Genomic DNA, 14090 nt, shown 5'->3' on the forward strand with positions numbered 1-14090 from the left:
CAAAAAAATGCGGTCTTTAAAGTTTAATTTGAAAACAATTAGAAAAATTATGGATTAAGATTGAATTAAGCTCAAAATTATAATATAGTAAGAATGGATTTTAATCTAAAAATTTATAGAAAGGGAGTACCCTTGGTACTAGATTAATATATGAAATCTACAGCGATTATTTTGATGTTAGTGTCAATTATTTCTAGGATATTTGGATTTATTAGAGAAATGTTGATGTCTAACTATTACGGAACTTCGGCAGTTGCAGAGGTAGTCGTGATTGCACTTGCGGTTCCGACAGTTCTATTCGCATTTCTATTTAATAGTTTAAATACCAGTTTTATTCCGAGTTATAATAGAGTAGTTGAGGATAAAGGTGAAAAAGCTGCTAATGATTTTACGGCCAATATAGCAAATGTTGTTATGATATTTAGTGTATTTTTATGTATTATAGGAATAGTATTTGCAAGACCGCTTGTGTTTGCTATGGCTTCAGGATTTACTGGAGAAAAACAGATAATGGCAATAAAATTTGTTAGAATTGTCCTTTTAGGATCGGCTTTTAATTCTATAGCCGCAATATTTACGGGATACTTGAATGTTCATGATAGCTATATACTTCCGTCAGCAAGGTTGGCTCTTCAAAATATAATACTGATAATATTTACCATTATCAGTGTTTATACAAATGAGTATATGATTGCAGTCGGAATATTAATAGCTACAATATTTCAAAATCTTGTCTTATTGCCAGCTTTAAAAAAGACAGGTTATAGTCATAAATGGAAGATTGATTTAAAAGATCCTAATATAAGATATATTCTTATATTAGCAATACCATTGATGTTGGGAGTTGCAGTGGATCAAATAAATGTATTTGTTGATAAAACTTTGGCTTCAAGGGCTATTGAAGGTGGAGTAGCGGTATTAAACTACGCTGATAGAATAAATGCTTTAGTATATATTGTTTTAACTTCTATAGTCACAGTTGCATACCCTGTAATCAGTAAGTGTGCTATTAATGGAGATATGGAAGGTCTTAAGAAAAATGTATTTAAATATGCACAGATAAATTACCTTTTCTGTATTCCTGTAATAGCGGCATTTATAGTATTTGCAGAGCCAATAGTTCACGTAATATATGAAGGTGGTAAGTTCTCCCATAATGATACGATTGCAGTAAGTCAGTGCTTAATGCTTTATAGTTTGACAATATTTGGAGCATCTTTAAGAGAAATTGTATCGAGAACATTTTATTGTATGGGGGACTCAAAGACTCCCGTTAAAAATGGTATGGTAATGGTTGCTTTAAATGCTATCTTAAGTATAGCTTTCTCTCAAAAAATTGGCTTAAAAGGTATTGCTTTAGGAACTTCTACAGCATCAATAATAGGTTGCCTAACACTTACATATAAATTGAGGAAAAAAATAGGAAGATTAAACACAAAAGAATTCATTAAAAATTTTGCTAAGATAATGGCAATATCTATAGTAATGATAACTTTGTCTAGGTTTTTATACAACCAATTAAATATATATATAAGTGTTTTCAAGAGTCTTGCAATTTCAGCTAGTTTTGGAGTAATAATTTATTTCTCTATGATAGCCTTGTTTGATATTTCAAATTCTAGAGAAGTAATTAAAAGTGCTGCTTTGAGATTAAAAAAGAGGGCATGAGTATAGAATGAATGCATTTATATATAGTGAATGTATTTATATAGAAAGTATATATTTATATAGAATATGTCTCTTTATAGAAACAATCTTAAAAGTAATAAAAGAGTGGTCATAGATTTATAGTAAATTTTATCTATAATTATAAATGAATTTTAATAAAAATTATTGATTACTAATATGTTATAAAAAAAGAAAAAAATTAAATATTGAAATAATAAGAATATATCATAGTAATAATACAAAAGCTATGGTATATTTTTATGGAAAGAATTCTATAAAAAGAAAAGAAAGTGAGCTAATATATAATTAAGCAAGTATGAAAATATATGGAAAGGGTAAGGTGATTTAGTGAACAAAATGAAAATAAACTATCAAAAAGAGTTGGAAAAGATAATTAAAGATATAGATGAAGAGAAAGTTCCTAGTTTAATGCTTCATAGCTGCTGTGGTCCTTGTAGCAGCTACTGTTTAGAGTATTTATCGGAGTACTTTGAAATAACTGTTTTTTACTATAATCCAAATATATATCCTTCAGAAGAATATGATTTTAGAGTAGAAGAACAAAAGAAGATTATAGAGCTGACAAAAGCTAAAAATCCTATACATATGATTGAAGGAAAATACGAAGTGGAAAAATTTTATGAAATGGCCAAAGGATTGGAGGACATAGCAGAAGGTGGCAGTAGATGTCACAAATGCTATGAAATGAGATTAAAAGAAGCAGCAAAGATAGGAAAAGAAAATGGCTTCGATTACTTTACAACAACACTTTCAATTAGTCCTCACAAAAACTCTCAAGTTCTAAATAAAATCGCTGAAAAAGTAGGTAAGGAAATTGGTATAGCACATCTTCCTTCAGATTTTAAGAAAAACAATGGATATAAAAGATCTTGTGATATAACAAGAGAATATGGTATGTACAGGCAGGACTATTGTGGTTGTGAGTTTTCTAAAAAAGAAACAGAAGAAAGAAATTTAAAAAAAGATAAAGAAAATCTTAGGAAAGAAATGATAGAGTTAGCAGAGAATTTAGATGAAAACTATATGAAATCTTCAGATGAAAAAATAATAGAAGGGCTTTTAAAAAGTGAAGAGTATATAAATTCTAAAAATATATTTTGCTATGTTGGTAAAAGACCAGAAATAAATACATCAATATTTATAGAAAAGGCTATAAAGGATGGAAAAACACTTGCAGTTCCATATTGTGTCGACGATAAAATAATGAAGGCATATAAGATAGAGTCTATTGATGATTTGAGAGTTGGAAAGTACAATATTTTGGAGCCAGATCCTGATAAATCAAAAGAAATAGACAAGGAAGATTTAGACTTAATAGTGGTTCCCTGTTGTAGTGTTGATATGGATGGTAATAGGCTAGGGTTTGGAAAAGGATACTATGATAGATTTTTGGAGTCTATAAAGGCAGAAAAAATACTTTTAATAAGAGAAAAGCAAATAGCAAAAAAGATAGCTGTTTCCAAATATGACGTAAAGATAGAAAAAATCATAACAGAAAAAGGGTTTTATAAAATTCTAAGTGACTAGGATTGTAAGAGAAAGTAAAAAGCTAGTCTGAAAATATATAAAACAAATTTAAAAAGGAGTGCGTATGATTAAAATTGAAGGATTAACAAAAGAATATGGCGATAAGAAAGCTCTTGATAATCTGAATCTTGAGATAAGAGATGGAGAGATATTTGGTTTAATTGGTCATAATGGAGCTGGAAAATCAACAACAATTAAATCTTTAGTAAGTATTATTGAAGCAACAAGCGGAAATATATTTATTGATGGAATGGACTTAAAAGAGGAAAGATTGGAAATAAAGAAAAGGATAGGATATGTATCGGATTCCCCTGATATGTTTCTAAAGCTTCCTGCAATTAACTTTTGGAAATTTGTTGCCGATGCTTATGGAATTGCCCCAAAGGTAAGAGAGAAAAGACTTGATTATCTTTGTTCTGTATTTGCTATGGAGGATAACTATAACAAAACGATAGAGGAATTTTCTCATGGTATGAGACAAAAAACCTTTATAATAGCAGCACTATTATCAAATCCCAAAATATGGATATTGGATGAACCAATGACAGGACTAGATCCACAGTCATCTTATAACTTAAAGGAATTGATGAAAAAACATGCTGAAGATGGAAATACAGTTTTATTTTCTACTCATGTTTTGGAAGTTGCAGAGCAGATTTGTGATAGAATAGGAATTCTTAGTAAGGGAAAACTTTTATTTGTTGGAACAATGCAGGATTTGAAAGATATTCATCCAGGAGAGAGTTTGGAAAAGATATATCTTGGTCTTGTGAGCCCTGAAAACTCAAAGATAGATTACAGTGGTTTAGAGGATATAGATATAGAAGAAAATAATATGAAAAATAATTTAAATAAGTAGGTGATACAGTATGAAAAAAAGATTTAAAATAGATAGTATGTTTAAGCAGATATTTAAAATAAACTTACTGTATGCAAACCCTGCCGTTACTACTAAAATGTGGAAAAAAGATAAATATAGGCTAAATCCAGATAAAATATATAAAGACTTAGGTATAAGATCCTATGTTTTTGGAAGTGTAATGATGCTTTTTATTTACAGCTTAATATTTATGCCGATAGACTACAGTATGTTTCCATACATAGTTGATTATAGTATATTATTATTTATTGTTATGAATATTTTTCAGACATTTACATACTTTTTCAATGTGTTTTATGAAAGTAAGGATATAGAGGGCTATATGACCCTTCCTATAGATCAGAGTACAGTATTTAATGCAAAGATGGCAGTGGTCTCGCTTGCAACTATGCAGCTTGCTATACCAATGGTTTCAATAATATTATTATACTTAATTAGAATTGACTATCCGATTTTTCTAGCAGTATTATTTGCTTTGATAGATTTTTTACTTCTATGGGGTATAATTATTGTTTTGAATACTCTAGTAATGAATGGACTATCTAAAACTGCAATATTAACAAAATTTAAGACAAGGATAATTACTGCTATTACAGTAGTAACTATGATTTTAAATGTAGGATTTATACTTGTGATACAACAGTTTTCAAATAAATTGGCAGAAAAAACTATACTTAAAAAAGATTTAGTTTATGGACCGCTTACAAAAATGATGACTTCTTACACTATGCATATATTTCTTATAGTGGTGATATTTCTAGTAGTAGCAACTCTATATGTCCTATCAGTATCTAAGTTGAAGAATAATTTCTACTCAACAATTAGAAAACTTCAGACAAATATAGTGAAATCTGGAAATAAGAAAGTTAAAAGTGTAGAAAAAGAAATGCAGCTAGATAACAAGCTAATAGATAAAAATAAAGATCATTTATTAGGAAACAATTCTTCCCAAAGTCATCAAAACATTAATAATAAGTCCTTGGATAGCGTTGATAATATAAGTTCTATTGGAGATATTTCAGAGTCGAAGCTTGAAAAATCAGAAAAAACAAGCTTTATAAAGACAATGTTTAAGTATAATCTATCTTTGATAAATGATTCAACAGTAATATCTCAATCGATACTTTTGACTATTATGATGCCAGTACTTGTATTATTTCCAAATATGATAAACATAATGAAGTATGGTGGAGTAGAATTTATAAGCTCTAATAAATTACTTTTTGCAATAGCCATATCAATAGCTGTTGCTGTACTGAGTAGTGTGTATAGCACAGGCTTGCCTGCAATAATGATTTCTCTGGACGGAGAAAACTATAATTATATAAAGAGCTTACCAATAAGTGAAAAAAGATATTTTTTACTTAAGTATGTATTTTCAGTAGGAATAACGGCAATTTTTCCAATGTTATTATTAATAGCAGCATTTATATTTTTAAAAGTAGGACTGCTTGCCTCTGTTTTAGGAATATTATCGATGTTGATTTTATCATTTTCTATAGGGTCACAGTGGGTAATATTTGATCATAAGCATGCAATGACTAATTGGCAAAATATATCGGAACTTTACTCTAGAATAAGCAAAGGATGGACGATGATTATATTCTTTTTGAGTATGATGTTAGTAATATTTGGTGTAGCTGTGTTTATGGGAATAGGTGCCTTTGGTTTAGGAAATGTAGCAGTCGGTGCTATGATAGCCTTTATATTGATATTATCAATTATTTGCTTTTTAAGAACAAAGAGATACTTGAATAAACTATAAGAATATATAAAGACTTGGAAAAAGTATTTATAAAAAGATTAATAGGAAGTAAAAAAGGCGTAGAAATAGAAAGATATAGCAATATACAAAACGTAGGGATAAAAGGATCTAGTAATAAAAAAATATAGTAATAAAAAAATGTAGTAATAAAAAAATGTAGTAATAAAAAAATGTAGTAATAAAAAAACGTGGCAATATACAAAACATAGAAAAAAATATAGATATATAAAAGATACATAAACAAAAAACTATATCAGTGTAAAGAAAAGTAAATATTTAAACACAAAAAGAGGATATCGTGAAAGAAGGTAAAACTACACAATATCCTCTTTATATAAAAATTTTAAGTAAGCTCTATATTATAGAAGTTCTTTAGCTGCTGCTAAAGCCTTGTCATAATCTGGATGATTAGTATTTTCAGATACATATTCTACATATCTAACAACATCATCCTTGTCTATTACTAATATACCTCTATTAAGAAGTTTAAATTCATCCATCAAGAATCCGTAACCAAGACCGAATGAATGTCCATTATAATCTGATACCACTACTGCATTGTCTATGCCTTTTGCTCCACAGAATCTTGCCTGAGCGAATGGAAGGTCACAGCTAATAGTGATAACAGCTGCATTGTCTAACTTTCCAGCTTCCTGATTAAATCTAACAGTCTGAAGTTCACAAACTTCTGTATCTATTGAAGGAACAACACTTATTAACTTAACTTTTCCTTCTACATCCTTTAGGTTAAATGGACTTAAATCTCCCTTTACGCATGTAAACTCTGGAGCTTTATCTCCAACCTTAATTTCCTTACCTAATAATGTTACAGGATTTCCTCCAAAAGTTGTTACTGATCTCTTTTCCATATTTATTTCCTCCTAATTTTAACTAAATTTATTATTAATCTTAAAGTCATATTATATTTAAAAACTTTAACAAGAAAGTTTAGTGATTTCTAAATCAGTTTATGTTTCTTGCCTTATGTTATTATAATACCCATGGAATGAATAAATATTCACGAAAATAAAACTTTGTTGATATAGTTAGAAAATTGAAGAAATTCAAAATTAAAAAAAGTAAAACTTAAATATCATTTATTAATTTTAATAAGAAGATAGTATATATTTCTGTTAAGTTTAATAAAGGCTTTTAAAAAAACAAAAATATTGGGATTAATTGAAAAAATAAAAGATAAATCGAATATATCAAAGTAAGAAAATAGTCTAATTAAAGGAAATAGAAGTGTATAATCTTTAAAAGAAATATAATTTTTATAAGTATTAGTATGATTATAGAGATATAGTAGACAAATTGAATGAATATTTCTAAATAGTATATTTTATTCAGAAAAAAATATTGACAAGCTTTGAACAATATGCTAAACTCAAGTTAATTAAATAAGATATATCTTCAGGGCGGGGTGTAAATCCCCACCGGCGGTAAAGCCCGCGAGCAATTTTGCAGATCTGGTGTAATTCCAGAGCCGACAGTATAGTCTGGATGAAAGAAGATAATGCATTTATATTATGCATTAATTGTTGTACATTTGTCCTGAAATGATTTTTTCGTTTCAGGTTTTTTTATTTTATATATCAATCTATAAGCTATTATTATATTGGAAAGTTTTATTGTCTATTAAGTTATAAAGGATAACTAATGAATATAAGACTATTTAATGTAGTTAGAATAAAAGTTATTACTGGATAAATAAAAAGTAGTTGATTGTAAGATAAATGTATAAGAAGTTTACAAAGCCTTGAGGATTTTCTTCAAGGCTTTTATTTTGCGAGAATATAGAAATTAGGAGATGGTAAAAGTGGAAAACATAGATGAAAAATATATGAAAGAAGCTATTGATTTGGCCAAAAAGGGCGCTGGCTGGGTAAATCCAAATCCAATGGTTGGAGCAGTAATAGTAAAAAGTGGGAAAGTAATTGGCTTTGGATATCATGAAAAATACAAAATGGCTCATGCAGAAAGAAATGCTTTGGCTAATTGTATAGAAAGTCCTGAGGGTGCGACTATGTATGTTACTTTAGAGCCTTGTTGCCACCACGGAAATACAGGACCTTGTACAGAAGCTATAATTGAAAAGAAAATTAAAAGACTTGTCGTTGGTTCTTTTGATCCAAATCCATTAGTTTCAGGCAAAGGTATTCAAACTCTTAGAGACAGTGGAATTGAAGTAGTGGAAGGTGTTTTAAGAGAAGAATGCGATGAACTAAATAAAGTATTTTTTCACTATATAAAAAATAAGACTCCTTATGTAACTATGAAGTACGCAATGACAATTGATGGCAAGATGGCAACATATTCAGGTAAATCAAAGTGGATTAGTACAGAGGAATCCAGAGCAAATGTTCATATGGACAGACATAAAAATTCTGCAATACTAGTGGGAGTTGAAACTGTAATCAAGGATGACCCAATGCTCAATTGTAGAATTGAAGGTATAGAAAAATATATAGATATAGGTGATATAAAATATCCTCTGACAAGTCCGATAAGAATTATTTGTGATAGTTTTTTAAGAACGCCGCTAGATTCAAAGATTGTAAAGACGGCTGATAAGTACAGAACTATTATTGCAAGTTGTGAGGAAGATGAAGAGAAGATAGAAGAATATAGAAAGAAAAATTGTGAAGTATTAAAGGTAAAATCACTTGAAAAAAGGGTTGATTTAAAAGATCTGATGAAAAAGCTAGGGGAACTTTCTATAGACAGTGTCTTAATAGAGGGTGGTGCAAGTATCAATTGGTCAGCCTTAGAAAATAATATTGTCAATAAAGTTCAAGCCTATATAGCTCCAAAAATATTTGGAGGTCAGTATGCTAAAACACCTATCACAGGGGCAGGAGTAGATAGTCCTAGCCAAGCCTTTGAATTAAAAAATAAAATAATAAAGATATTTGGAGAAGATATATTTATAGAAGGTGAGGTTAAATAATTGTTTACAGGTATTGTAGAAGAAATAGGAAAAATAAAAGCTATAAAGAAAGGAAAAAATTCAGCTAGATTAGTTATAAATGCTAAAAAAGTATTAGAAGATGTAAAACTAGGAGACAGTATTGCTGTAAATGGTGTTTGCTTGACTGTTACAGAGTTTTCTAATAGTGCGTTTGGTGTAGATGTAATGCATGAAAGCTTGAGAAAGTCATCATTATCTACTTTAAAAAATGATTCCAGCGTAAATCTTGAAAGAGCGATGTTGCTAAATGGAAGATTTGGTGGGCATATAGTATCAGGACATATAGATGGAACTGGAAAAATAATAAATATAAAAAATGACGATAATGCTATTTGGTATACCATAAGTGCTAAAGATAAAATAATGAAATACATAATAGAAAAAGGTTCTATAACAATAGATGGTATAAGCTTAACAGTGGCAAATTTGTCAGAGAGTGACTTTAGTGTATCAATAATACCACATACTCAAGAAGAAACTATTTTAAAAATGAAAAAAATAGGCGATATAGTCAATCTCGAAAATGACTGTATAGCTAAGTATGTAGAGAGCTTATTGAACTTTAAGGAAAAGTCAGAAGTTAAAAAAGATATAACGATGGATTTTTTATTAGAAAATGGATTTTAAATAAAATTACAAAATATATAATTAAAATTGAGAGGGAGAGAATTATGTTTAAGTTTAACACAATTGATGAAGTAGTAGAGGATTTACGCAAGGGGAAAATAGTTTTAGTAACTGATGATGAAGATAGAGAAAATGAAGGGGACTTTATTTGCGCAGCAGAATTCGCAACTACTGAAAATGTAAATTTTATGGCAGTTCATGGCAAGGGGTTGATATGTATGCCAATGAGCAAAGAATATTGCAAGAAACTAGCTTTGGATCAAATGGTAACACAAAATACAGATAATCATGAAACAGCTTTTACTGTGTCTATAGATCATATAGATACGACTACGGGAATATCAGCAGTAGAAAGAGGGCTAACTGCAAGAGAGTGTATAAAAGAAGATGTAAGACCAGAAGATTTTAGAAGACCTGGGCATATGTTTCCTTTAAAAGCAAAAGAAAATGGTGTTCTTGAAAGAAACGGTCATACAGAAGCAACAGTAGATCTTTTGAGAATTGCTGGTCTAAAAGAAGTTGGACTTTGCTGTGAAATTATGAAAGAAGACGGAACAATGATGAGAAAGACTGAACTGATAGAGTTAGCACAGAAATGGGATATAAAATTCACTACTATAAAACAGCTTCAAAATTATAGAAAAAAGACAGAGAAGTTAGTTAAAAAAGAAGTATCAGCTAATATTCCTACAAAATTTGGTGATTTTAAAGCACATGGATATACAAATATATTAAATGGAGAGCATCATATTGCCTTGGTGAAGGGAGATATAGGAGATGGTGAGAATGTGCTTTGCAGAGTACATTCAGAGTGTCTGACAGGAGATGTATTTGGATCTTTAAGATGTGATTGTGGAGATCAGCTTCATAGTGCTATGAAACAAATAGATGAAGAAGGAAGAGGGGTCATATTATATATGCGTCAGGAAGGACGTGGAATAGGTCTTATAAATAAATTGAAAACTTATGTGCTTCAAGAAGAAGGAATGGATACTATGGAGGCAAATTTGGCTTTAGGTTTTGAAGCGGATATGAGAGAGTACTATATAGGTGCACAAATACTTCAAGATCTTGGAATAAAAACTATAAAACTTCTTACAAACAATCCAGATAAGGTTTATCAGCTTGAAGACTATGGTATGAAAATTGTTGAGAGACTTCCTATAGAAATGACAGCAAATGAATATGATGAAAAATATCTACAGACAAAGAAGGAAAAAATGGGTCATATTTTAGATTTGAAAAAGGTTCTTTAAAGAATAGATAAATAAAATTTAGCTAAAAAAATAGATTATAATAAATAAAAATCAGGGGGAAATTATGAATATATATGAAGGAAAATTAGTCGCAAAGGATGCAAAAATAGCTATAGTAGCAGCACGTTTCAATGAGTTTATAGTATCTAAGCTTTTGTCAGGATCACTAGATGCTTTAAAGAGACACGATGTAGATGATGAAAACATTGATTTGGCTTGGGTACCAGGGGCTTATGAAATACCTTTGATGGCATCTAAAATGGCAAAGAGTGGAAAGTATGATGCAGTTATATGTCTAGGTGCAGTCATTAGAGGAAGTACAAGTCATTACGATTACGTTTGTAGTGAGGTATCAAAGGGAATAGCTCATATATCTTTAGAGACAGATATACCTGTGATGTTTGGAGTTTTGACAACAGAAAATATAGAACAAGCTATTGAAAGAGCAGGAACGAAAGCAGGAAATAAGGGATTTGATGTTGCTGTATCAGCAATAGAGATGATAAATTTATTGAATATCGATCTATAAAATAAATAAATATGGTCATTTTATTTATTAAGTGATAATTCTAATATGCAATATAATAAAATCTGATAATTCTAATTTTGAACTATCTACTTGTAAAAATAAGAAAATACAACTATAAATTGATATGAATGTAAGGAATTAAAAACAAAAGAGAAGCGGTGCTTCTCTTTTATTTTGTTATGGATATGGTATAATTGGGTATAAATATAATTACTATATTTGTATAAACGGGCGTGTATTTTTAAAGGAGAATAAGATGTTATATTTAGGAGCACATTTATCTGTTACACATGGTTATTTGGCTATGGCAAAAGAAGCATCGGCAATGGGAGCCAACACATTTGCATTTTTTACCAGAAACCCAAGAGGTGGTAAAGCAAAAGATTTAGATTTAAAGGATATGGATTTATTTAATAAGTATATAAAAGAGCATAAATTTGGAAAGTTAGTGGCTCATGCACCATATACTCTTAATCCTGCCAGTGCAACTGAGAGCACAAGAGATTTTGCATTTATGGCTATGAAAGATGATATAGAAAGATTAGAACTCCTACCTGGAAATTATTACAACTTTCATCCAGGTAGTCATGTAAAGCAAGGGAGTAAAAAGGCTATTGAACTTATAGCAGAGGTATTGAATGAAACTTTATTTGAAGGAATGACTACTACTGTTCTTTTAGAAACTATGGCCGGAAAAGGGACAGAAGTGGGAAGAAGTTTTGAGGAAATTAAAGCTATAATAGACAAAGTACATCTAAAAAGCAAGATTGGAGTTTGCTTGGATACTTGCCATATAAGTGATAGCGGATATGATCTTGTCAATAATTTTGATGGTATTTTAGAAGAATTTGATAAAGTGATAGGCTTAGAATATCTAAAAGCACTTCATATTAATGATAGTAAAAATGAAATGGACTCTAAAAAAGATAGGCATGAAAAAATTGGTGAAGGTTATTTGGGACTTGATGTATTTAAAAAGATTGTAAATCATCCTTATTTAAAGAATCTTCCTATGATTTTAGAAACTCCAAACGATTTTGAAGGATATGAAAAAGAAATCAAGCTTTTAAGAGATATGGAAGTCTAGAAAATATATAGATATAAAGAGTTATAAAAATAGATATTTTCTATAGATAATTGCTAGAGAGCAGAATCTATAGAAAACACTATTTAGGTAAGATAAAGTTTCAGATATTTTCAGATATTAATGTATATTTTTATAATTTTATAATATATAACTTTAAAATATTTATCTTATAATTATAAATAAAAAAAGACAGCTAAGAGCTGTCTTTTTTTATTGAATAAGTATTATTTTATTTTTTCAAAATCCTTATACATTAGTGAAGGCTGAATACCTTTATTGTTTTGGTACTTTCCACTAGAGTATAAGTCATATTCACCATGTATATCATGATAATATATCTGGCAAATTTCAGTATTTGGATATATTCTTATAGGTTGAACGCAGAATATTTCAAGAGTCCAGTATCCAGCAAATCCTATATCACCAAATCCAGCTGTTACGTGTATAAATAGTCCAAGTCTTCCAGTAGAAGATCTACCTTCTAGCATAGGAACAAATTTTTCTGTTTTTGTAAATTCGTTAGTTCTGCCAAGATATAATTTATTAGGTTCAAGTAAAAGCCCTTCTTCTGGGATAGTAATTTTTTTTGCAGGGTTAGGAATTTTCATATCCAACTCATTGTTTTCATAGACCATTAGCTCATTGCTAAGAGATAGGTTGTAGCTGTTTGGATTGACCTTATTTTTATTAAAAGGTTCGATAATTATATTGCCAGCTTCAACGTTTTTTAATATTTCTTTACCAGATAAAATCATTTTTCCACCTCTATTATATGTTATTTTATATTTTCTTTAATCCCAATACTTTCTCTAAAGAATCTTTAGCCATTGAAATAGCTAGATCCTTGTATAATTATATCACATATAGCTGGCTCAATAAATAATAATGGAATAATTATAAGTAAAGAATTCTCAGATATAAGTAAAATGTTTTGCAAGACTATATTTTTGATGATAAAATTAAATTATAAAATAAAAATAATAGGAGGGTATTATGTTAGAAGTTGGAATGAAACATACGGAAAAAATGATAGTAAATAAAGAAGCTACAGCAGCTCATGTTGGAAGTGGTGGTTTGGAAGTATTTGCAACACCATCTATGATAGCATTGATGGAAAAAACTTGTAAGAACTGTGTGGATAGTCACTTGGACTCAGGAAAAGGAACAGTAGGCATATCTATATCTACTAATCATAAGGCGGCAACTCCTTTGGGAATGGAAGTAAGATGTGAGTGTGAACTTGTTGAAGTAGATAGATCTAGATTATCTTTTGAAGTGAAGTGCTTCGATGAAATAGAGGAAATAGGCGAGGGCAAGCACGACAGATTTATAGTTGATAATGATAAGTTTCTTGAAAATGTTAATAAAAAAATAGAAAGATCAAAAAAATAAGAGAGATATAATATATCAAATATATAAGAAAATGCGTTTATATAATATATAGATTAAAAGAATATATAAATGCGTATAAAGACGTATCAAATATAAATGCCTATATATAAAAGTGTGTGTACAAATATGTATAAAAATATATTTAAAGCATATTTAAAGCATATTTAAAGTATATTTAAAGTATATACAAATATGTATAAAAAATTTATAAAAGAATATATCAACATATTAAAGAATATAAAAAATGAAAATAGTTCTATTATAAGAGAAATCGCGATTAATTTCGCGATTTTTTATTGCAAATATTTACTATTTAAATATAAAAAGGAAATAGAATAAAAAAGTAAATAGTATAAATAAAGCAATA

12 protein-coding genes and 1 riboswitch are annotated in these 14090 nt (G+C 29.2%); of the genes, 10 read left to right on the plus strand and 2 right to left on the minus strand.

Annotation, left to right across the window (positions count from 1 at the left end):
- Nucleotides 1–150 precede the first annotated feature (150 nt).
- The 4 genes from murJ to UF10_RS08410 all read left to right on the plus strand — a co-directional run bounded on the left by murJ (nt 151) and on the right by UF10_RS08410 (nt 5861).
- Nucleotides 151–1668: a murein biosynthesis integral membrane protein MurJ gene (gene murJ, locus UF10_RS08395; RefSeq protein WP_106777352.1), complete on the plus strand. Its 1518-nt coding sequence runs from the start codon at nt 151–153 to the stop codon at nt 1666–1668.
- Nucleotides 1669–2025: 357 nt separating this feature from the next.
- Nucleotides 2026–3216 (plus strand): 5-formyltetrahydrofolate cyclo-ligase, encoded by a 1191-nt coding sequence (locus tag UF10_RS09520; RefSeq protein WP_106777353.1) that lies wholly within the window; start codon nt 2026–2028, stop codon nt 3214–3216.
- 64 nt (nt 3217–3280) lie between these two features.
- Nucleotides 3281–4075, plus strand: coding sequence for an ABC transporter ATP-binding protein (locus UF10_RS08405; protein ID WP_106777354.1), 795 nt, complete (start codon nt 3281–3283; stop codon nt 4073–4075).
- Nucleotides 4076–4085: 10 nt separating this feature from the next.
- Nucleotides 4086–5861 carry a hypothetical protein gene (locus UF10_RS08410; RefSeq protein WP_106777355.1) on the plus strand — a complete coding sequence of 592 codons (1776 nt, stop codon included), beginning with the start codon at nt 4086–4088 and terminating at the stop codon, nt 5859–5861.
- 359 nt (nt 5862–6220) lie between these two features.
- Here UF10_RS08410 and tpx read toward each other — a convergent pair whose 3' ends face one another.
- Nucleotides 6221–6730, minus strand: coding sequence for a thiol peroxidase (tpx, locus tag UF10_RS08415; RefSeq protein ID WP_106777356.1), 510 nt, complete (start codon nt 6728–6730; stop codon nt 6221–6223).
- Nucleotides 6731–7266: 536 nt separating this feature from the next.
- Nucleotides 7267–7380: riboswitch (FMN riboswitch) on the plus strand.
- Nucleotides 7381–7671: 291 nt separating this feature from the next.
- On the opposite strand from tpx, the gene ribD reads away from it, so the two are divergent.
- From ribD to UF10_RS08440, 5 genes are all read left to right on the plus strand, one after another.
- Nucleotides 7672–8811, plus strand: coding sequence for a bifunctional diaminohydroxyphosphoribosylaminopyrimidine deaminase/5-amino-6-(5-phosphoribosylamino)uracil reductase RibD (ribD, locus tag UF10_RS08420; protein ID WP_207654587.1), 1140 nt, complete (start codon nt 7672–7674; stop codon nt 8809–8811).
- Complete coding sequence (locus tag UF10_RS08425; RefSeq protein WP_106777357.1) at nt 8812–9459, plus strand: riboflavin synthase; 648 nt, start codon at nt 8812–8814, stop codon at nt 9457–9459.
- A gap of 44 nt (nt 9460–9503) precedes the next feature.
- Nucleotides 9504–10715, plus strand: a complete 1212-nt coding sequence (locus tag UF10_RS08430; protein ID WP_106777358.1) for a bifunctional 3,4-dihydroxy-2-butanone-4-phosphate synthase/GTP cyclohydrolase II — start codon at nt 9504–9506, stop codon at nt 10713–10715.
- A gap of 64 nt (nt 10716–10779) precedes the next feature.
- Nucleotides 10780–11244, plus strand: a complete 465-nt coding sequence (gene ribH, locus UF10_RS08435; RefSeq protein WP_106777359.1) for a 6,7-dimethyl-8-ribityllumazine synthase — start codon at nt 10780–10782, stop codon at nt 11242–11244.
- A gap of 256 nt (nt 11245–11500) precedes the next feature.
- Nucleotides 11501–12331, plus strand: coding sequence for a deoxyribonuclease IV (locus UF10_RS08440; protein ID WP_106777360.1), 831 nt, complete (start codon nt 11501–11503; stop codon nt 12329–12331).
- 224 nt (nt 12332–12555) lie between these two features.
- Here UF10_RS08440 and dcd read toward each other — a convergent pair whose 3' ends face one another.
- Nucleotides 12556–13086: a dCTP deaminase gene (gene dcd, locus UF10_RS08445; RefSeq protein WP_106777361.1), complete on the minus strand. Its 531-nt coding sequence runs from the start codon at nt 13084–13086 to the stop codon at nt 12556–12558.
- Between the two features lie 238 nt (nt 13087–13324).
- Between dcd and UF10_RS08450 the strand changes: the two genes are divergently transcribed.
- Nucleotides 13325–13723 (plus strand): thioesterase family protein, encoded by a 399-nt coding sequence (locus UF10_RS08450; RefSeq protein ID WP_106777362.1) that lies wholly within the window; start codon nt 13325–13327, stop codon nt 13721–13723.
- The last annotated feature ends 367 nt before the right edge of the window (nt 13724–14090 follow it).

Origin of the sequence: Peptostreptococcus russellii (genome assembly GCF_003012055.1) — a bacterium.
GTDB lineage: Bacteria > Bacillota > Clostridia > Peptostreptococcales > Peptostreptococcaceae > Peptostreptococcus > Peptostreptococcus russellii.